The organism is Ancylomarina subtilis (assembly GCF_004217115.1).
Taxonomy (GTDB): Bacteria; Bacteroidota; Bacteroidia; order Bacteroidales; family Marinifilaceae; genus Ancylomarina; species Ancylomarina subtilis.
In genome coordinates this window covers 1,193,647-1,214,456 of sequence record NZ_SHKN01000001.1, presented here as the reverse complement: position 1 = coordinate 1,214,456, position 20,810 = coordinate 1,193,647, and the positions used below count along the sequence as shown (strand labels likewise).

Annotated in this window: 17 protein-coding genes and 1 riboswitch; of the genes, 15 read left to right on the top strand and 2 right to left on the bottom strand. The window is 39.6% G+C overall.

Translation table 11 applies throughout. The features are described from left to right. The first annotated feature begins 244 nt into the window (after window positions 1-244). Window positions 245-3,046 (top strand): M16 family metallopeptidase, encoded by a 2,802-nt coding sequence (locus EV201_RS04970; protein WP_130306280.1) that lies wholly within the window; start codon window positions 245-247, stop codon window positions 3,044-3,046. A 258-nt stretch (window positions 3,047-3,304) separates the two neighbouring features. Beyond that, on the top strand, window positions 3,305-4,585 hold the full coding sequence (locus EV201_RS04965; RefSeq protein WP_130306279.1) for an L-cysteine desulfidase family protein: 1,281 nt from the start codon (window positions 3,305-3,307) through the stop codon (window positions 4,583-4,585). A gap of 113 nt (window positions 4,586-4,698) precedes the next feature. Here the strand turns inward: EV201_RS04965 and EV201_RS04960 are convergent, their stop codons facing one another. After that, complete coding sequence (locus tag EV201_RS04960) at window positions 4,699-6,150, bottom strand: sodium:solute symporter family protein (RefSeq protein ID WP_130306278.1); 1,452 nt, start codon at window positions 6,148-6,150, stop codon at window positions 4,699-4,701. Window positions 6,151-6,374: 224 nt separating this feature from the next. After that, window positions 6,375-6,581: riboswitch (cobalamin riboswitch) on the top strand. 137 nt (window positions 6,582-6,718) lie between these two features. Here EV201_RS04960 and EV201_RS04955 point away from each other — a divergent pair. The 12 genes from EV201_RS04955 (at window position 6,719) to EV201_RS04900 (ending at window position 19,530) form a co-directional block, all read left to right on the top strand. Next, window positions 6,719-7,330, top strand: coding sequence for a precorrin-2 dehydrogenase/sirohydrochlorin ferrochelatase family protein (locus EV201_RS04955; protein WP_130306277.1), 612 nt, complete (start codon window positions 6,719-6,721; stop codon window positions 7,328-7,330). Between the two features lie 37 nt (window positions 7,331-7,367). Next, a complete protein-coding gene (gene cobA, locus EV201_RS04950) occupies window positions 7,368-8,129 on the top strand; it encodes a uroporphyrinogen-III C-methyltransferase (protein ID WP_130306276.1) in 762 nt (253 codons plus the stop codon). A 99-nt stretch (window positions 8,130-8,228) separates the two neighbouring features. Further along, a complete protein-coding gene (locus tag EV201_RS04945; protein ID WP_130306275.1) occupies window positions 8,229-9,083 on the top strand; it encodes a sirohydrochlorin chelatase in 855 nt (284 codons plus the stop codon). A gap of 78 nt (window positions 9,084-9,161) precedes the next feature. Then, the gene (gene cobI / locus EV201_RS04940) at window positions 9,162-9,881 is read left to right on the top strand and encodes a precorrin-2 C(20)-methyltransferase (RefSeq protein ID WP_130306274.1); all 720 of its coding nucleotides are present in this window, start codon (window positions 9,162-9,164) and stop codon (window positions 9,879-9,881) included. A 159-nt stretch (window positions 9,882-10,040) separates the two neighbouring features. Next, on the top strand, window positions 10,041-11,438 hold the full coding sequence (gene cobJ, locus EV201_RS04935) for a precorrin-3B C(17)-methyltransferase (protein WP_207224388.1): 1,398 nt from the start codon (window positions 10,041-10,043) through the stop codon (window positions 11,436-11,438). Continuing rightward, window positions 11,431-12,624 carry a precorrin-6y C5,15-methyltransferase (decarboxylating) subunit CbiE gene (gene cbiE, locus EV201_RS04930; RefSeq protein ID WP_130306272.1) on the top strand — a complete coding sequence of 398 codons (1,194 nt, stop codon included), beginning with the start codon at window positions 11,431-11,433 and terminating at the stop codon, window positions 12,622-12,624. The genes cobJ and cbiE overlap by 8 nt, the downstream gene beginning before the upstream one ends. A gap of 159 nt (window positions 12,625-12,783) precedes the next feature. Then, entirely contained in the window at window positions 12,784-14,610 is a 1,827-nt protein-coding gene (gene cobM, locus EV201_RS04925; protein ID WP_130306271.1) for a precorrin-4 C(11)-methyltransferase, read from the top strand. Window positions 14,611-14,718: 108 nt separating this feature from the next. Further along, the gene (cbiD, locus tag EV201_RS04920; protein ID WP_130306270.1) at window positions 14,719-16,545 is read left to right on the top strand and encodes a cobalt-precorrin-5B (C(1))-methyltransferase CbiD; all 1,827 of its coding nucleotides are present in this window, start codon (window positions 14,719-14,721) and stop codon (window positions 16,543-16,545) included. A gap of 232 nt (window positions 16,546-16,777) precedes the next feature. Then, entirely contained in the window at window positions 16,778-17,500 is a 723-nt protein-coding gene (locus EV201_RS04915; protein WP_130306269.1) for an energy-coupling factor ABC transporter permease, read from the top strand. 31 nt (window positions 17,501-17,531) lie between these two features. After that, on the top strand, window positions 17,532-17,819 hold the full coding sequence (locus tag EV201_RS04910; protein ID WP_242610456.1) for an energy-coupling factor ABC transporter substrate-binding protein: 288 nt from the start codon (window positions 17,532-17,534) through the stop codon (window positions 17,817-17,819). A gap of 78 nt (window positions 17,820-17,897) precedes the next feature. Then, the gene (locus tag EV201_RS04905) at window positions 17,898-18,665 is read left to right on the top strand and encodes an energy-coupling factor transporter transmembrane component T family protein (RefSeq protein WP_165389586.1); all 768 of its coding nucleotides are present in this window, start codon (window positions 17,898-17,900) and stop codon (window positions 18,663-18,665) included. Between the two features lie 67 nt (window positions 18,666-18,732). Beyond that, window positions 18,733-19,530 carry an energy-coupling factor ABC transporter ATP-binding protein gene (locus EV201_RS04900; protein ID WP_130306267.1) on the top strand — a complete coding sequence of 266 codons (798 nt, stop codon included), beginning with the start codon at window positions 18,733-18,735 and terminating at the stop codon, window positions 19,528-19,530. Between the two features lie 52 nt (window positions 19,531-19,582). Here EV201_RS04900 and EV201_RS04895 read toward each other — a convergent pair whose 3' ends face one another. Further along, window positions 19,583-19,855: a DUF493 family protein gene (locus tag EV201_RS04895; RefSeq protein ID WP_130306266.1), complete on the bottom strand. Its 273-nt coding sequence runs from the start codon at window positions 19,853-19,855 to the stop codon at window positions 19,583-19,585. A 346-nt stretch (window positions 19,856-20,201) separates the two neighbouring features. On the opposite strand from EV201_RS04895, the gene EV201_RS04890 reads away from it, so the two are divergent. Beyond that, on the top strand, window positions 20,202-20,597 hold the full coding sequence (locus EV201_RS04890) for a hypothetical protein (RefSeq protein WP_130306265.1): 396 nt from the start codon (window positions 20,202-20,204) through the stop codon (window positions 20,595-20,597). The last annotated feature ends 213 nt before the right edge of the window (window positions 20,598-20,810 follow it).

The window sequence follows — 20,810 nt, the reverse complement described above, 5'->3', positions numbered from 1 at the left end:
CTTCTTTAAAATCATCTTTGGTCGGATCTGATTTTATGGAAATTGAAAGCGAGCTCTTGGATTCTGTCCTTTCTTTTTTAGATGGCGTTTACAACTAGTAGAAGAATTTCAAAGTCGACAAAAACCAGTTAAACCTCTATATGTTTAACTTTTAAATCAAATTCAGATAGCGATAATTTTGTTTCGAACACCACTTTAAAGATCCGTTTTATCTCTAATTCAATCTGAATCAAATACTTTTTATATGACTTCAAAATTAAAATTTTCTCTCCTATTGTGCTTTAGCGTATTAGGTTTGAGTTCGTTTGCTCAGTTTACTACAACTGTGCCTACCAATGAGGCAGTAAAGACGGGTAAGTTGGAGAATGGTATGACTTATTATATCATGCACAATGAGGAACCTAAGGATAGAGCAAGCTTTTACTTTGTTCAGAATGTAGGTGCCATTCTCGAAAATGATACTCAAAATGGTTTGGCTCACTTTCTGGAGCATATGGCTTTTAATGGTCTTAAAAACTTCCCAGGTAAGAATATGCTTGATTACCTGGAGAAGAATGGGATTCTTTTTGGTCGGGATATCAACGCATACACCGCTCAGGACGAAACGGTTTATAACCTAAGTAATATCCCGGTTGCCAGCGAGAATTTATTGGATTCGGCTTTATTGGTCCTGCATGATTGGTCTGGAGGACTATTGTTGGAAGGCAATGAAATTGAGTCGGAGCGAGGGGTTATTCACGAAGAGTGGCGTACAAGAAGAAATGTTCGTAAGCGTTTAGGTGATCAAACTTCACATGTAATGTATAATAACTCTAAGTATGCTGATCGTGATGTAATTGGATCTTTAGATGTGATTGATCATTTCGACCATCAGGCCCTACGTGATTACTATCATAAATGGTATCGTCCGGATCTTCAGGCAGTCGTTATTGTTGGTGATATTGATGCAGAGAAGATGGAAGCAAAAGTCAAAGCTTTGTTTTCAAAGATACCTTCGAAGAAGAATGCTGCTGAGCGTACTTATTGTCAGGTTGAAGATTCAAAAGAGTTAGGCTATGTTGCTGCCAAGGATAAAGAACAAAATAGCCTTAGTATCATGTGGCTGTTCCGTCGTGATTTGGATGCGGTTAAAACCGAAGCCACTGAAAGAAATGCAATGGCTAAAGGGATGTTCAATAGTATGCTAAACTCGCGTTTGTCTGAGTTAAGCAAAAAGCTTGAGTGTTCATCAGTAGGCATGGAGTTTGGCGGATTTGATATGGCCAGAACCAAAGGCGCTGATTACATTTATGTGGCACCTAAACGAGGTAAAGAACTGGAGGCGTTTTCTGAGATTCTGACAGAACTTGAAAGAGTTAAACGTCATGGGTTTACAAATTCGGAATTGGAAAGAACAAAGGTTCAGACTATGAGATCATATGAGTCTTATTATGCGAATCGTAGCAAGATTAGTAATGACTCCTGGGCGAAGCAATTGGGTGATTTATACCTTAAGGCAAAATCATTCCCTTCAATTGATTGGGAGATGGCATTTGCTGCTAAAACAATTCCTGCAATTACTCTGGAAGAGGTCAATGCATTTGTTTCTTCTTATTCTAATGAAGCTAACTCTGCATTGATATTAAAAGGCCCTGAGAATACAACACAATATTACCCAACTAAAGCGGAATTATTAGCTGTTGCTGCTAAAGTGAAAGCTTCAAATATCGAAGCTTATAAGGATGATGCCGGTGATCAGCCTCTTGTTGCTAAAGAATTAAATCCTGCCAAGATTACAAAACAATTCGAAATTGAAGGAATTGATGCCAAAGGTTATGTCCTTGAAAATGGAGCAAAAGTTGTTATTCTTCCTACAGATTATTCCAAGGATAACATTTCAATGTCTTCATTTAGTTTTGGTGGTAGTTCATTAATTGCTGATAAAGATCTTGCTTCTGCTGATATGGCAACTGGTATCGTTCAAATGTCAGGCGTTGGTGAGTTCAATACAACTCAATTGCAGAAGAAACTTGCGGGTAAAATTGTTCGTTTAAGTGCCAATCTGGGCGAGTTGACTGAAGGGTTCTCCGGATCTGCTTCTCCTCAAGACTTTGAGACACTCATGCAGTTGCTTTATTTGAATTTTGAAGCGCCACGTTTCGACGAAGCGCCATACAATGCACAGATGGCTCGTATGAGAAATTACGTAGCAAACATTGGTGTGGATAATAATAAAGCACTTAAGGATACGATTTCTTTGGCAAAAACGAACTATTCTCCACGGACATTACTTTTTGGAGAAGAATTCATTAATAAGATTGATTTCAATAGAGCATCTGAAATTTATAAAGAGCGTTTCTCTGATGCGAGTGACTTTACGTTCATTTTTGTTGGTAATATCGATGAAGAGAAACATTTGCCAATGATTCAGAAGTATATTGGTCATATCAGTTCGACTAATAGAAAAGAATCTTTTGTAGACCATAAAGTCGGTCCTGCCAAAGGAAAAACAAGCAAGAGTTTCGATCGTAAGATGGCTGTGCCTAAAACAACCGTGACTTATGCTTTGCAAGGTGATTTTAATTATACTTTAAAGAATAGGTTGATGCTCAATGTGGTGTCTCAACTTCTTTCAAAGCGTTATATGACAACTATTCGTGAAGAAGAAGGTGGTTCATATGGTGTAGGCGTGAGTCCTTCTGCATCTAAGTTACCAAGTCCTGAATTCTCATTGAATATCCAGTTTGACTGTGATCCTGCTAAACGTGACCGTCTGGTTGAGATTGTTGAAAACGAGATTGCAAAGATTCAAAAAGAAACTTGTGATGCGACTGACCTAAATGAAATTAAGAACAACTTCATTAAAGGTAGAGAAGAAGCTGAATTGCAAAATTCTTTCTGGTTAAGAGTGCTTAAAAATAATCAGATGTTAGGATCAGAATTTACATCAAAGGAAGATTATAAGAAATTAGTTGAAGGTATCGATGCGGCTGCTGTTAAGAAGTTCGCAAAGAAACTTTTCAAGAAAGTAGATACTGTAGAGGTGATTATGAACCCTGCAGAATAATTTTGATTGTTAGTTTGTGTTAGTTGTGGATCGATCCGTTTTTATAAACTGGTTGATCCACTCTTTTATAGAATTTATTAAACAGACAAAGGAGAATATTTGATGTATTAGGGGCATCTTATTCTAAAAAAAAAGAACATTTTTGTCGAACTTAAATCTCAGGTATGAGATTAAAAGCTGATAGAAATGCCAATAGGCATTTATTATCATTATTAACCTAATTTAAAAGTGATTACTTGCTTTTAATAAACAACAACAATGAAGGACGTTTACTTACAAAAATTAAAAAAGGAGTTTGTGCCAGCCGCTGGTTGCACAGAACCTGCTTCAATTGCTTTGGCAGCTGCCAAGGCAAGAGAAACATTGAATGCTATACCTGAACGCGTAGAAATGAAGGTGAGTGGCAATGTTTTCAAAAATGTAATGGGAGTCGGCATACCAGGATCCAATATGGTGGGATTACCCATTTCGGTTGCTTTGGGAGCTCTGGGTGGTGATTCTAAAAATGGCTTGGAGATTTTTACAAATATCAGCGAAGAAATAGCAAGTCAGGCTAACTGTTTTGTGCGTGAAGGTAAGGTGGAAATCCATATGCTGCATGATGTGCCTAAGCTTCACGTCGAGTGTATTTGTTATAATGGCGATGATACAAGTCGTGTCGTTATTCAGGACAGACATGAGAATATCGTTTTAGTAGAACGCAATGGTGAGGTGATTTTTACGAAGGAATTAAAAACAGCAGAAGAAATTACCGAAGAGCAAGAAGACTGGAGTGTTCAATCTATTTATAATTTCATAAAGACGGTTGATATTTCTGAGCTTCAGTTTCTACTTGAAGGTGTTAATTTGAATAAGAAAATTGCAGAGGAAGGTCTTAAAGGGAACTATGGTTTGCAGGTCGGTAAATCGATGTTGACGAGTATCGAGAAAGGCATTCTTTCTGAGGATATCATTAATAAGTCGGTTATGATGGCTGCAGCGGGTTCGGATGCCAGAATGGCTGGCTGTTCTATGCCCGTAATGTCTAATTGTGGTAGTGGTAATCAGGGGATGAGTCTGACTTTACCCATTATGGTTGTTGCAGAGAAACTTAAGGTTGATGAAGAGACTTTATTAAGAGCATTGGCATTGGCCTTGTTGATTTCAATACATATGAAATCTTTCATCGGACAATTGTCGGCTTTATGTGGCGTGTTGTTGTCGACTTCAGGAGCTGCTTGTGGTATCACTTACATGATGGGAGGCGATTTGACCCATTTGAGTTCGACCTTAAAGAATATGACGGGTAGTGTTACGGGGATGATTTGTGATGGAGCCAACTCGAGTTGTGCTCATAAAATTTCAGCCAGTGTGAGTGCCGGAATTCAATCATCGCTATTGGCTTTAAACAGTCAATGTTTAAGTAATGTGGATGGTATTGTTGATGAAGATGTTGAAGCGACAATACGTAATATAGGTCGTTTGGCCACCGAAGGTATGGAGGTAACAGACGATGTGATTTTAAAAACGATGTTAGAGAAGATGAATAAGGCTTCTTAAGACTATAAAGAGACAAATTCATTTGTTTTTATTCCGGGGCCGATAAGGATTTTTTCTTGTCGGCTCCTTTTTTATTTCCCTCTTCTTTATAAGCACCTCCCTCTCATAACCTCTTACTCTTTAAGCGCAGCTTTAGCAATAAATAATGCTGATTTAGCTGTCTCAGCTTTGCTGAGACAGCTGGCAATGAAATAAACTAAGGCTGAGCCGAGCATTCCCACCAAAACGTGTTTGGCTGTCCCAATTTCCCAAGGCAAGGGTAGTTTGGCTCCCAAAGCCACAGACAGATTATATAGAGAGAAAACAGTCCCGAAAACCATAGATGACATGGCTCCAATGGTTGTTCCTCTTTTCCAGATAAAGCCCAGAATTAAAGGCACAAAAGCACCGGTTGAAAGCAGGTCGGCGGCCAGCCAGGAAACTTTAAGTATCGAACGAATTTCAAGACCGATTAACAGAGCGATAAAAGTGACTACAATAGTTCCTAGTTTTCCAATAATTACGAGTTGGTCTTGTTTGGCATTCGGTTTGAATTTATTCTTATAAATATCGACACAGAGTACCATAGCACCTGTATTAATCAATGAATCCATGGTGGACATAATGGCTGAGCAAATGCCCACAAATATCAATGCTCCAAGCAAGGGAGGCATATAATTATTGATGATGCCTGAAATAACGCCACCTTGTGGCATTTCATCGAACAAACCAAGAGCGAGCATCCCTGTAAAAGTGACCATCAGATAAAGCGGAATATAGACCAGAAAGCTGAGTCCAATCATTTTACGCGCATCCTGGGGAGAACGCGCCGCTGATATGCGTTGCCAAACATTGGCTTGTATCATCCAGGCGCTGCCAAAGGTGATAATATAAACCATATTGTTTGAGAGCTGGTAACTGAATGAAAAGTAGTGTGTTAATTGTTTGTTTTTTGCAATATTCTCGATAGCCAATACGCCTCCGGAGTAATAGTAAGCATATCCGAAAACCAATACTGAAGCGGACAAAAGAAAGACAAATTGTATAATATCAGTTCGAACCACAGCCTTAAATCCTCCAAAAAAGGAATAAAGGAGGACAATAGCTGTTCCTATAATGGCCGATAACTTATAATCTAAGTGCAGAAATTTTTCGAAGAAAATACCAATACCCACAATTTGGGAGGCTGCCGTAATGGTCATGAAAAGAAAGATCAGAACTGAAAGCATTAAAGCAGGAGCTTTGCCATAGCGTTCTTCCAGAAGTTGGGGTTGGGTGATGCTGCCCACTTTTCGGATGGCTCTGGCAAATACAAAGAGTAGTCCGGTTGAAAACAGGACAGGCATGCCGTATATCCAAAAAGCACTGATCCCATTTTGATAGGAATGATCGGCTGTTTCAATTGCTGATCCGGCTCCCCACCACGAAGCGATAAAGGTGATTGCGAGTGCTACAAATGAGAGGGATCTGTTGGCCAGAAAATAGCCTTCTACTGAGTCACTCTTTTTCGAAAAGAGGGATGAACCGACAATGAGAATGACATAAAGGCTTAAAAGGGCAATGGATAATATTTGAAGTGAAGGCATGTGCTGTTTGAGTTTCTTTTATGGATTTATTCTGCATAGATAAGCAATTTATGATGGAATGATAAAAGAAGTGCTTCTAAATTGGCTGAATTCCTTATGAATGAAGCAGGCTTATTATGTTCTAGTGTATTCTTCAATTTCTAAACAGAAGCTTGCTGTTTTATAACAAGTATGAATAAGCCTAAAAAAATCTTGAATTCATTTTGGAGCGAATAAAAAACCACTACATTTGACACAGTTTTGGTGAAAGCTTCATCTTCGATTGAGCTTTAAAAGGGAATCCGGTTAAAATCCGGGACAGCCCCCGCTACTGTAAGTTTTTTATGGTTTTTACCACATCCACTGTTCGCATTTCGCGGATGGGAAGGAAAGAAACCGATCATTCGATCTACGAAACAAGTCAGGAAACCTGCCAAAATGGTAATCAAACCTAAAACTCTTGGGGAAGGGAGTTGTTTGTTGATATGTTATCATCTGCAATAGTTTTTTACACCCCAATTCGTAGACGTTCGATTACCGTGCTATCGATTTTTTTTAAGATCGAATTATTCATTAATACAAATGCACGATGAGCTGGTACCCTGTAAGCCTGAATTTAAAGGGCAGAAATTGTTTAGTTGTAGGCGGAGGTAAAGTTGCTGAACGAAAGTTGAAGTCTTTGATTAAGGCAGAAGCTGAGGTGACGCTTATTGCCCCAAATTTGAGTGTTGAATTACAGACCATGCATGAGGCAAGGACGTTTCATTACTTGAAAAGTACCTATCAGAAAAATGATGTGAATGGTTTTTTTCTGGTGATTGCAGCAACCGATTGTTCCCAAACCAATTCTCGAATAGGTGCTGATGCCGAGGCAGAATCGATCCTGTTTAATTCTGTTAATTCAAGGGCTTATTCCAATTTTTATCCGGCTGCAGCAAGCCAGTGTGGCGATATTCAAATAGCTGTTTCTTCAAATGGCCAAAACCCCTATTTAGCTAAGAAAATCCGTAAATATCTCGATCAGAAATTTGATAACTCTTTGAAAGAAGAGGTTATGGAATTGGGACGTCTGAGAAATCAGTTCGTCAAAGAGACTACCGGATTAAGTGAAAAGGAAAAGAAGGCATTTATGAAAGACAATCTACTGGAGAAGGTGGAAGCCTTTTTGGATAAGATTGATGGACATACCTGGGAATTATAAAGCTGATAAACACTTTTGAGATATTAAGAAAAGAACAATGAACGGAAAAGTATATATAACCGGCGCGGGCCCGGGAGATAAGGGCTTAATAACCGTAAAGGCTGCTGAAGCCTTAAAAATTGCCGATGTCGTATTCTACGACTACCTGGTAAATATTGAATTGCTTGACTATTGCAAAGACGCTTGTGAAAGCATTTATGTGGGTAAAAAACACAAGAAACACACCTGTCCGCAGGAAGACATTAATCAAATGATTGTGGATTATGCCAAGATGGGAAAAACGGTTGTGCGTTTAAAAGGTGGCGATCCCTACGTATTTGGAAGAGGGAGCGAGGAGGCGATTAAATTGCTTGAGAACGGAATTGAATTTGAAGAGATTCCCGGGATTACTTCGGGGATTGCTGCGCCTGCTTATGCCGGTATTCCGGTTACGGCTCGCAATGTGTCTTCATCAGTTGCTTTTTTCACAGGACACCCTCCGGTAAGCCGCGAAAGAGATTTGCAATGGGATAAAATTTCGACAGGCATCGATACCCTTGTCTTTTATATGGGTATTACCAATGCGCCAACTATCGTCAACAATTTGATGGAACACGGACGCTCAAAAGAAACTCCGGTAGCTCTAATTCGATGGGGCACCTGTCCCGAACAGGAAGTTGTGAAAGGCGAGTTGCATAATATCGTTGCAAAAATGGAAGAATTGGATTTTCGTCCGCCAGCCATTATGGTTGTAGGCGAAGTGGTTTCTATATCAGATAAACTGATGGCTGTAGCTGAAGAAGCTCAGATGACTTATTAAGGTCTGAAAGTTGAAAAGTCGAAAGGTCTAAAAGTTAAAGAGTGAAAAGTGAATGAGTCAAGTTAATTATTTCATGGCTCACAACTCAAATCTAAAATTATGAAAGGAATCTTACTGTGCGGACACGGGACGCGCGTTCAAGTTGGAGAATTAGCATTTAAAGTATTTGCAGAGAAATTTGCAAACACAATCACCGATTACGAAGTTGAATATGGTTTTTTGGAACTTTCGGAACCTAACTTTGAGCAGGGCATCAGCAAGCTTAAAGCTAAAGGTGTAGAGGAAATTATTGCCGTGCCGGTTTTCTTATTCAATGGCGTGCATATTGCTTCTGATATTCCGAATATGCTGCATGAGCTTCAGGAAAAGCATGAGGTGAGTATTAAATTGGCCAACTATATTGGCGTCTGTCAGGAGATGGTTGACTTGTCAATTGATCTGATTAAGAATAGCATCTCTGATGAAGATATGAGCGATACGGTTTTCTTCCCAATTGGTATTGGTGCATCTATGGCTGATTCCAATGGTGATATGCTCAAGTTATCCCGACTGGCTCAGGAAGAATTGAAAATGCCATTCATGATCAATGCCTTCACTTCCCGTATGACCTTTCCATCGGTTGACAAAGCCCTGTCAATTTTGGATCAATTATCATTCAAGCGAATTATCGCTTTACCCTACATTTTCTTCCCGGGCGTTTATCTGGATAATGCCATCAGAAGCATAGAGGCATTCAAATTGAAACATCCTGAAAAGGAATTTATTCTATGCCCTAAAATTGGCGAGAGTGATAGGTTGATTGATATTCTGATGTTGAGACTTAAAGAAGTTGAAGATGGGAAAGTTGATTTGATAGAGAGTAGAGATCCTTCGGCTTGTTCTCATCACCACCACCACCATCATTCTCATGGCCATCACCATCATCACGGACATTCTCACGATCATAAGCATTAGTAAGGATAAAGGATAAAGGATAAAGGATAAAGGATAAAGGCGACTCCTGACAACAGAAGACCGACAAGTAATAAGAATATGTCAAAGATAAAAGGTAAAGTATATGGGGTTTCCTTAGGACCAGGCGACCCAGAATTGATTACAATAAAGGCGCTTAAAACACTCCAGCATTCGGATAAGATTTATTACCCGGCTAGTGTGTCTGAGACAAAAGGGAATTCAAGTTTTTCCCTACCTATTTTGAAAGAATTAGGCTTGAACGATTTGCAATTACACCCGATTCCTTTGAAAATGTCTTACGACAGATCGGAAGCTGAGGGCGTTTATTTTGAATTGTTTCAGAAAATTCAGTCTGATATTGAACAGGATCTTCATGTTTCAGTAGTGAGTGAGGGTGATATCTCTTTCTTTAGCACATTCGCCTATCTCTTAAAACATCTGAAAGCAAATGGGATTCCATATGAAATGATTCCGGGTGTACCAGCTTTTATTCTGGCAGGAGCTAAATCAAAACGACCCATTTGCACTTTAAGCGATAAAGTTTTGGTTGATCCGAATGTGGATAGCCGTGAAGATTTATTGAAGCGTTTAAACGAAAATGACACCATCGTGTTGATGAAAGTGTCGAAAGTAAAGACATGGATCGCAGACTTTATTTTAGAGCACAAGCCTGAATTATTTTATGGAGAATATTTGGGAACCGATAAGGAATTTATCACCGATGATGTTGAACAAATTCGTGATAGAAGAATTCCCTATTTCACCATCATTATTCTGAAGAAGCTTAAAAAAGGATAAAGAGAACAAGTAAAAAGGTTAAAGTGTGAAGGTTTTAACTCTCCCTTCCAGTGAAATCCGATGGATCGCGAACGCTATTGTTAAAAATTAAAGAGTGAGCAAATATTCGAAGGACAGAGGGGTGTTAGAAATCTCAAATCACAGATCAAAAATTGAATTATGCAAGGAAAAATATATATCGTTGGTTTGGGGCCGGGTGATCCCAATATGTTTTTAAACCCAGCTATCAATGCCATTAAAGAGGCAGATGTGGTAATTGGTTACAAGTATTACTTCCAATTTATTCAAAGCTTTCTTCAAGAGGGAACGGCGTGTTTGGATACGGGTATGAAACAAGAAACCCAACGTGCTGAGATCGCTTTTGAATATGCAGAGCAAGGCAAAAAAGTGGCTGTGATTAGCTCAGGAGATGCGGGTATTTATGGCATGTCGCCACTGATTTACGAGATGGCTGAAAAGCGTGATTCGAATGTTGAAATCGAATTGATTCCGGGTATTTCTGCTTTTCAGGCTGCTGCTGCAAAACTGGGAGCCCCTATTGGTCACGATACGGTTATTTTGTCTTTATCCGATTTGCTAACGCCTTGGGAACTGATCGAAAAACGCATAAAAGCTGCTGTTTTTGGCGATTTTGTTACAGTTTTATATAACCCCAAAAGTAAGGGGAGATACTGGCAAATTTATCGTTTACAGGAAATTTTTCTTGAGGAGCGCAGCCCTGAAACACCTGTTGCAATTGTGCGTCAGGTTGGACGTGATGAGGAGCATATTGAGATGAGTACACTAGCTGATGTTGATCTTGAAAAAGTGGATATGTTCAGCTTGGTTGTGATTGGGAACTCACAATCTTATATATCGAAGAATAATAAATTTATAACCCCACGGGGCTATTACGGCAAATACAGTGAGAATGGTAAGCCGGGACCGCTAATCATGCAGAAAAGTTTTGCAACTATTGCTGAGGAGTTAAAAGGAAAAGATCTGCCTTTGGCGACCAAGTGGGCTCTATTGCATTTGATTCATACGTCTGCCGATTTTCAAATGCTTGATTTGTTGAAAGTGCGTAATGATGCCATGAATGTTTGGTATGATAAGTTGAAAAATGGCGGAGTAATTATTACGGATGTCACCATGATAACTTCCGGTATTCGAAAGGCAGCTTGCGAGCGAATGGGTATCGAAGTGAAGTGTTATTTACACGATCCTCGTGTGGCTGACTTAGCCGAAAAGCACAAGATTACTCGCACACAAGCGGGTATTCGCCTTGCGGTTGAAGATCATCCCGATGCTTTATATGTCTTTGGCAATGCACCAACAGCGCTTATCGAACTCACAGCCCTAATGCGTTCGAAGAATTTCGCCCCTATGGGTATTATTGCATCGCCGGTTGGTTTTGTAAATGTACAGGAATCGAAACATCGCGTGAAGAGTTTCGCAAAATTGCCAGCTGTCATTATCGAAGGCCGAAAAGGGGGATCAACATTGGCAGCAACTATCGTTAATTCGGTATTAAGTCTGGATGATGCTAAAGAATTAAAACCGGGTCGTGATGTCTAAATTTGTAATCATAGGCATTACCGATATGCCACATCCCAACCTGAACAGAGAGGCGATTCAGTATATAGCTGAGTCACGTTTCTTTTCGGGAGGTATACGTCATAAAGAGTTGATTCAGGACTATTTGCCTGAGAATTCTGAGTGGATTGATATTACGGTGCCTTTGACTGATGTCTTCGATCAGTACAGACAAATTGATGAGACCATTGTGGTCATAGCATCGGGCGATCCACTATTCTACGGCATTGGGAATACAATAAAACGTGAATTCCCGGATGCTGAGCTTAAGGTTTTTCCGGCACACAATAGTCTGCAACTTTTGGCACATCATTATCAATTGGAATATGGTAAAATGCATATTGCCACCTTAACGGGGCGCGATTGGGCGGAGATTGATTTGCCACTCATCAGGGGCGAGCAGATGATTGGGGTTTTAACTGACAGACAAAAAACACCCAATACCATTGCACAATATTTATTGGATTACGGTTTTGATAACTACGATTACTATTTAGGTGAAAAGCTAGGTGGCCCCAATCAGAACTGTCAGAAGTTAAGCATTGAAGAACTTTTAGAGGTCGATTTCGTTCATCCCAATTGTATGATTCTTGTTCAGAAAGAACCGATTATTCGACAGTTTGGTATTCCGGATGAGGCCTTCCGAAGACTTGAAGGGCGTCCTAAGATGATGACCAAAAGTTTGATTCGTCTGGCCAGTTTGTCGAGTCTGCAATTGGATGCGGCTTCGGTACTTTGGGATGTGGGCTATTGTACAGGTTCGGTTTCTATTGAAGCCAAGCAAGCATTTCCCAAGCTGAAGGTGCTTGCTTTTGAGAAACGAACAGAATCCGATGCCATCATTCGGGATAACATGAAAAACTTCCATGTTCCGGGAATTGAGATTCATAATGGCGATTTCTTTGAACAGGATCTTGACCTTTTGCCAGCGCCAGATCGCATTTTTATTGGTGGTCATGGTGGCAGACTGAGTGAAATGATGCAAAAACTGTACACGATTTTAAAGCCTGATGGATGTATCGTATTCAATGCTGTGAGCGATGAAACCCTTTCAAAATTTAAGGAGTCAGCCCTTGATTTAGGGATGAGATTGGAAAAATCAAGTCGCATACAATTGGGTGATTTTAACCCAATTGAAATATTAAAGGCAATAAAAGAGATGCGATGATGTGTTGAATTAGAAAATTAAAATATTACTAATAAGTAATTTGATTTCTCCTCCAGCTCCCTGAGCGGAGTCGAAGGGAAGGAGGGTACCCGAGCTCGATTTATCGGGACAGGGGAGGTGGTTTTTAGATCACTGAGATCTTCAAAAAAATATAGAGTCATGGACAAAATAGCCATAATCATAAATAATAAGCAATCGCTTGAAGTCGCTGATACAATTCGTAAAGAACTGGATCAGGTTGAGATTTTTTCGGTTGGAGCCTATGAGGGAACAACAAAAATTGAGTCGATAAACGGCTTTCTTGAAAAAGATTTTAATCAATATAAGGCCTTTGTATTTGTAGGCGCACTGGGAATATGTGTCCGTTCTATAGCCCCATTTATTCGGGACAAACAGATTGACCCGGGCATTATTAATATGGATGTGAAGGGACAGTACGTTCAATCCGTTTTGTCCGGGCATAAAGGTGGTGCGAATCATTTGGCTAAAACCATTGCCAATATATCGGGTGGAATAGCACTGATTACCACTGCTAGTGATACGCTTAATTTATGGGCTTTGGATATTATCGGTAGGAAATATAAATGGACCAATGAGTATTTCAACAGTACAGAAAATGATTTTATCGCAGCTTTCGTAAATGGTAAGAGAACGGCTTTGTTTCTCGATATTAAGGATGAGGGAACCGAACAGTTGGAAAGAACGCTTCCTGATTTTGTTGAGGTCTTTTATGAGTTTTCAGCAATCAATCCTCAGCAATTTGATTTAATTATTGCGGTGACCCCAAAGCTGTACGAGACCACTCTGCCAATCTTATTTTTTCGCCCCAAATGTTTGCATTTGGGAACAGGTGCACAAAAAAATATCAATCCTGAAGAATACGAAGAGCAAGTTTTAAATTTCCTTGAAGAAAAGGATTACTCAAAGCATTCATTGGTGGCTATCAATACGGTTGATCTGAAAAAGGATGAAGCGGCTTATAAAGCTCTGAGTGAAAAATACGATTTGGCATTCAATTGTTATCAAGCTGAAGATCTGAATGAGATAGAGGCAGATTTATTGTTTTCAGAAGCAGCACATGCGGCAACCGGGGCAAATAATGTGAGTGAGGCAGCAGCCCTATTGGCATCGGGAGCAAATAGTCTCTTGGTTGAGAAATCGAAACATGTGGATTCTTTGGGTAAGCACTTCACTCTAGCCTTGGCAATGGATGTTCGTCAGGAAAGGGAAGCGGGTTTTGTAACGATTGTTGGGGCTGGTCCTGGCGATCCGGAATTGGTGTCGGTGAAAGGAAAGAAGCTTTTGCAGACTGCTGACTTGATTCTTTATGCCGGCAGCTTGGTTCCTCGTCGTTTGACAGAGTATGCTAAAGAAGGTTGTGTGGTTCGAAATTCAGCTTCGATGACGCTTGAAGAGCAATTCGATATCATGCATGAACATTATAAAATGGGGCATTCGGTTGTTCGTTTGCATACGGGCGATCCTTGTATTTATGGCGCCATTCAGGAACAGATGAATTATTTTGATCATCATCAGATGTCTTATGAAATTGTTCCGGGCATTTCTTCATTTCAGGCAGCAGCAGCTCGTTTGAAATCACAATTTACCATTCCTGATCGTATACAGACTATTATTCTAACTCGTGGGGAAGGGCGCACGGCTATGCCGGAGAGAGAGAAATTGACCGAACTGGCAAAGTTTCAGTCGACCATTTGTCTGTTCTTAAGCGCGACTTTGGTGGATCAGGTACAAGCTGATTTGCTGGCAGCCTATCCACCGGAAACCCCGGTTGCGATTTGTTACAAACTAACCTGGCAGGAAGAAAAAATTTGGAGAGGGAAATTGAAAGACTTAGCCAAAATTGTAAAAGAAAATGAATTGACTTTAACCACCATGATTGTTGTGGGAGAGGCCATTGACAATAGAAAGAACCGTTCGAAACTCTACGATCCGACGTTCAGACATATTTTTAGAGAGAAGAGCTAATTCGATGATATGGGGATTTGGTGATGTGTTGATTTGGTGCCTGAGCGGAGTCGAAGGCAATTTACAACTATCATCAATTGATAATTATTGATTGCTAACTATAATTGAATGAAAAGGCAGATTTTAATATTTGGAGGAACGACAGAAGGACGCAAAGTTGCCAATTGGTTGAGCGACCTGAAGCAGCCATTTTATTATTCGACCAAGACCAATAGCCACCCTCTTATTTCGGAGATGGCTGTGTGTTTGTCAGCTGGTATGAATGAGGGGGAGATGATCGAATTCTGCCGATCGCAGGAGATTAAATTAATTGTCGATGCCGCGCATCCTTTTGCAGCAGACTTGCATTGTAACCTGCATCGTGTTGCGAGTGAATTGGATATTGCCATCGTTCGAATAGAACGTGAATTTGTCGAAAGGTTAGATGATGAACACATTCATTATTTGCCATCGATGGATGCTTGTATCGAAGAGATACAGAAGAGACCTATTGAACGGGTACTTTCTTTGGTTGGGGTTAAAAATCTTCCAAAAATAAAGAAAGCACTACCTGAATGCGACATCTGGTTTCGTATTCTCAACTTTCCGGAATCTATTCGTATAGCAAATGAGGCAAAGGTAAGAGTGGAGCGATTGATCGTTTCGTCTCGTTTTGAAAATCTGTTAGAGGAAGAAGACTTAATAAAAGCGCATGGTATTCAGGCTATCCTAACCAAAGAGAGTGGTTATTCGGGTTTACTTGATAAAAAGATGGAGCTGGCCATAAAGCATAAAATTCCACTGTTCATCGTGCAGCGACCAGATTTGCCGGAATACGATAAAATAATCAAAACCCGATCGGAGTTTCAATCCTATTTGGATGTTGTTTTTGGTATAAAACGACTGGATCTGGCCCATGGTTATACCACAGGTACTTGTGCAGCGATATCGGCGAAAGCAGCACTGAAAGCTTTAATTGATCAGAAAGAAATAGGATGGGAGCGCGTTGATTTGCCTAATAACAGGGAAGCCATGATGCCTATACATTGTACAGAGTTTACCCCCGAATATGGAATTTGTACGGTGATTAAGAATTCGGGTGACGATCCGGATGTGACAGATGGAACAGAGATTGGTTGTCGAATCAGCTTTAATGAGACAGGAGAAATTCGATTTATTAAGGGAGAAGGTGTTGGTCTAGTGACGAAGACGGGTTTGGAAATTCCTGTGGGTGAACCAGCAGTCAATCCAACGCCTCGTAAGATCATTGAACATGAGCTAAATCAGATATTGAACACATATCAATTAACGAAAGGCCTTGATGTTTCAATTTTTGTACCCATGGGAGCCAGACTTGCAAAGAAAACCTTTAATCCACGTTTGGGAATTGAGGGAGGCATTTCAATTATTGGAACTACGGGGATTTTGAAACCGTTCTCTGCAGAAGCTTACGTTCAGACAATTAAAAAGCATGTGCGTTTTGCCGTTGAAAATGGCAGTCGTGAGGTGATTATTAATTCGGGCGGCCGTAGTGAGCGTTATCTGAAGCAGAAATTCCCTGAAATGCCACAGCATGGCTACATTCAATACGGGAATTTTATTGGTGATACCCTACATGCCATAAATGGGAGCGGTATTGAAAAGGTGAGAATGGGAATTATGATGGGCAAGGCCGTAAAGTTAGCCGAAGGTCATTTGGATACGCACAGTCAGAAGGTTGTTTTTAATAAGGATTTTCTGATTCGGATGGCTGAGGAAGCCAATTACGACGCGTCATATATCGATCAGATTAGAGAGGTGAATATGGCTCGGGATCTGGAAGGAATTTTCCCTTTTACTGAAATGGAGCTTTTTTACAAATATCTGAAAGGCAAGTGTTATGAAGTGCTTGAAAAAGAAATTGCAGATTACAAAATAGAATTGATCCTGATGAATATCAAAGGGGAAATAATTTAAGATAGTTGATGCGTCGATATGATGATGTGTTAATTGACCCCTGATTGGAGTTCGAATATCAAGGTACATCTTAAATGTTAAGCTGAAATATAATATATAAACTGACAGAGTGCTTGCACCTGTATACGTTTAGAAAAAAGATGTGGTACCCTGAGCGGAGTCGAAGGGTAGCGACATATATCAGACAGTATATGATTAGCCTAAGAGATCAAGGCTGAGTTAAACTAAAAAAATGAAGAAATTATTAATAATACTAGCGATATTATCGCCTTTACCTGCATTTAGCATGCACATAATGGAGGGCTTTTTACCTGCTTTCTGGTCACTGTTTTGGTCGGTGGTTTACTTGCCCATATTTATTCTGGGTTTTAGAAAGATCAAGCAGCTACTTGTTGAGAAACCGGAGTTGAAATTGCTTTTAGCATTGGCCACAGCTTTTGCCTTTGTATTGTCAGCTCTGAAATTACCATCGGTGAGTGGTTCCTGTTCGCATCCAACAGGCGTGGGTTTAGGGGCTTTACTTTTTGGTCCCTGGGTGATGTCGGTTATTGGTGTTCTGGTGCTTTTATTTCAGGTTTTACTTTTGGCCCATGGTGGGATCACCACTTTGGGAGCCAATGCTTTTTCAATGGCCTTTATCGGACCCGTATTTACCTGGTTGATCTTCTTCCTCAGTAATAAGATGGGTTTGAATAAAAAGGTGGCTGTTTTCCTTGCCGTTTTTGTAGGGAATATGGCAACCTATGTGTGCACATCGGCACAGCTGGCTTTTGCACACCCCGATGTGGTAAATGGTGTGACCACAGCCTTCTATAAGTTTGTGAGCATTTTTGGACTCACACAAATTCCAATTGCAATAATCGAAGGCTTGCTAACCGTCGTGATTTTGAATTTATTGTCCGATCATGTGCCCACGCGTTTCGACTTTTTAAGTCAATACAAGAAGAGAAGTTAATGTGTTGAAGAGATGATAATGTAAATTAGATATGATGACGAATAAAACGAGCAACCTGCTTTTGATATGCGCTATAATCTTAATTGTGGTGCTAACCCTATATTTTTTACCTCATGCTGACTTTATGGGAGCCGATGGTTTGGCGGAGGATTACATCACACAAGCACAACCGGATTACAAGCCCTGGTTTTCGAATATCTGGGAACCACCAAGTGGCGAAATTGAGAGTCTTTTGTTTTCTTTGCAGGCTGCTATAGGAACAGGAGTTGTTGCCTATGTCATTGGCTACTATAAAGGCAAGAAGAAAGCATTGCAATAATGCTTTGTGATTTTTGAATTCTAATGAGATATCTAAAATCTGAACGTTTAAATCTTAACTCATAATTCACTACTTAGCGTGTTTATAAGCGAAAAATACAATCTGCTACAAGCCAAACTCACCTGGCATCCTTTCGAAAAGTTCTCTTTCTTCGTGGCTTTTCTTTTGGGTAGTTTGTTGACGCATAACCCTGTTGTGCCCTTTTTGATTCTGGGAGGTATTTCAGCTTTTTTCTTTTATCAGGGCTTATCATTAAAAGATCTGTTACAGATAGCTGCATTGCCCATGAGTTTTATGTTGGTGGCAGTTTTTAGTATCGTTTGTATCATTAGCAGTGAAAACTTTGAGGCGATTTATTCAATTGAGATTGGCAGCTACTACATAGGCTTTTCCGATTTAAGTTTGGCGAAGGGAATTCACATCATGGGAAAAGCGATGGGGGCTATGTTTGCGTTCTATTTTCTGATACTTACTTGTCCCATTGATGAGATCGAATATTTGCTGAGGAAAATGAGATTGCCTGATTTGTTGATTGAACTTTTTGTCTTGTCTTTTCGTTTTATCACCATTTTACTGTCTTTTTCCAAACAATGTTATTTGTCTCAAAAGAAGCGAATGGCTTATCTTAGTTTTGGCTCATCTATTCGGGCATTGGGCATGTTGGTTTCATCCGTACTAATAAAGTCCCTCATACATGCCGATTTTTCCCATCAGGCCTTGCTCAACAGAGGGTATAAAGGAGAAATGCGCTTTATCGACAAACACGGTTCTTTGCAGGCAAAACGATTCATTTTTCCTGCGATTTTAATGATAGGCTTGATTGTGCTGGGGCAACTAAAATTGTGACTTTTTTACTTAAAAATAGATTTTATCCAATTATCAAATCATCACACTAACACATCAGTAAATCAAAATGGCTTATATCGAACTAGAAAATGTCAGTTTTGAATATCCCAATCAAACATTAGCTCTTAATCGGGTTAGTCTGACTGTGGAAAAAGGACAAAGACTTGCAGTTGTAGGAGAGAATGGTTCGGGAAAATCGTCTCTGTTTTTATGTCTGTGTGGGATTCATTTTCCGCAAACCGGACGCTATATTTTCGATGGTGACGTACAAAAGTGCAAACGGAAGGGGAGAAACAAACTGTTTACTAAGGTGGGCTATGTATTTCAGGATCCGGAAGTGCAACTCTTTGCTTCAACTGTTGAAAAGGATATATCATTTGGTGCCATAAATGCAGGCATGAAAGGTCAGGAGCTGGACGCTTGTATGAATGAGGTGATGGCTATGACACAAACGCAGGAGTTAAAGAACAAGCCTCCGCATCAGTTGAGTTACGGGCAAAAAAAGCGGGTTGCCATTGCAGGAGTTTTGGCTTGCAAGCCTGAAGTTTTGCTTTTGGATGAACCTTTTGCCTGGTTGGATGCACAGCAAAAGAAAAATACCATTCAGATTTTAGATCAATTGCATCAACAAGAAAAGACCCTTGTCATTTCGACTCACGATATCAATTTTGTGTACGAATGGGCTGATAAATTGGTGGTGATGAAAGAGGGGCAAATTCTGGCTACAGGTCATCCTCACGAACTTTTAAAGGATGAGGCCTTGCTCGAACAGGCCGGATTGGAAATGCCTTTGGTTTTGCAATTGACAAGGAAATTGAGTTTGGATTCAACACCTGAAACTATGGAGGCATTTTTAAAAATATAAAAAGTCAAAACGTCTGTATTTCTGACCTTTTGACTCTTTGAATTTATGACTTTTATAAAGCTAATAAACCTTCTATTTTATTGGCTTGACTATAGATATCGATGACCTCATCGGCATTTTTCATTTTTATCTTAACGGTAATGCTAATGAAACGGATATCCTTAGATGTTTTAAAAGCAAACTTTGTTCCTTTTGGAAACATAGCTTTCACAGCGTCAAGTTTCTCATCCTTATTGGGAATGATGAATTTAAACATATATAGTGATGGCCATTGGGTTGACTCAATAAGTTGTTCGCGTAATTTCTGATATTTTTCCTGATCCATGTTAAGCTTGATTTATTTTCTGCAAAAATCGAAAAGTTTTTTCTAAATCCATAAAAAACAATGAAGTATTATATGGATTTGTAAGAAGGCTTGTCGGTAAATTTTAGGCGTTTCTTTTCTTAGTTTTTAAGATGCGACTATTCGGGATATTTTCAAATTTTTATAGCCCTCAATGACTTGAAAACTGATATCTGGTGAGTAAGACGATATTTGTAGCTTACTGATAAGGATATTCGTGTTTCTATTGTTTTTTTTAGTACTGTGTTTTTATTATCTTGGAAGATAGTATCAGTACCCCTTTAATCGAATATTTTACCATCGTTATAGTTAACTAAATCTTATAGTTATGAGATACATCGCCTTAATTTTAGTCTTGTATTTGAGTCTTCAGATGAGTTTTGCCCAAAAGCAAAATCATCCCAACGAGCTTAGCTCGAAACAGCCTGTTACCGATCAGAATGATCAGAGGGTTTCTGGTAAGCAAATTTCAAGTTCAGATTCTTTTGATATCGCGAGAAATAGCGGAGGTAAACATGGGGAGGGACGATTGCCAACAGCTTACAGCAAAAGTCTTGACAAAAGCCAATGTATCTGTCCGTTTGCGCTTATCACCAGAAACAATGACGGCAAGCAGAGCGAAGGCCGACTCGCTACGGATTTCAGTATGAGACTCAAAAAAGGACCCGAAGTTAGAGCTATAGATGATATTGCCCGAAACAGTGGTGGACGAAATAGTGAATAGGAAAGTTGAACGTCTGTTCGGGATTTCTGTACCTGCTTATATAGAATGAATTCAACGCTTCATAGTAATAATATGAAGCGTTTTTTTGTAAAATACGATTTCTGATCACATGTTTTTTTTTGTTGGAATGAACTTGTTTGAGTCTTATCTATTAAGTTCTTAGCAGGTGTTTTTTTTCTTGATTAAGAAGATTTTTACTATATTAAGGAATAC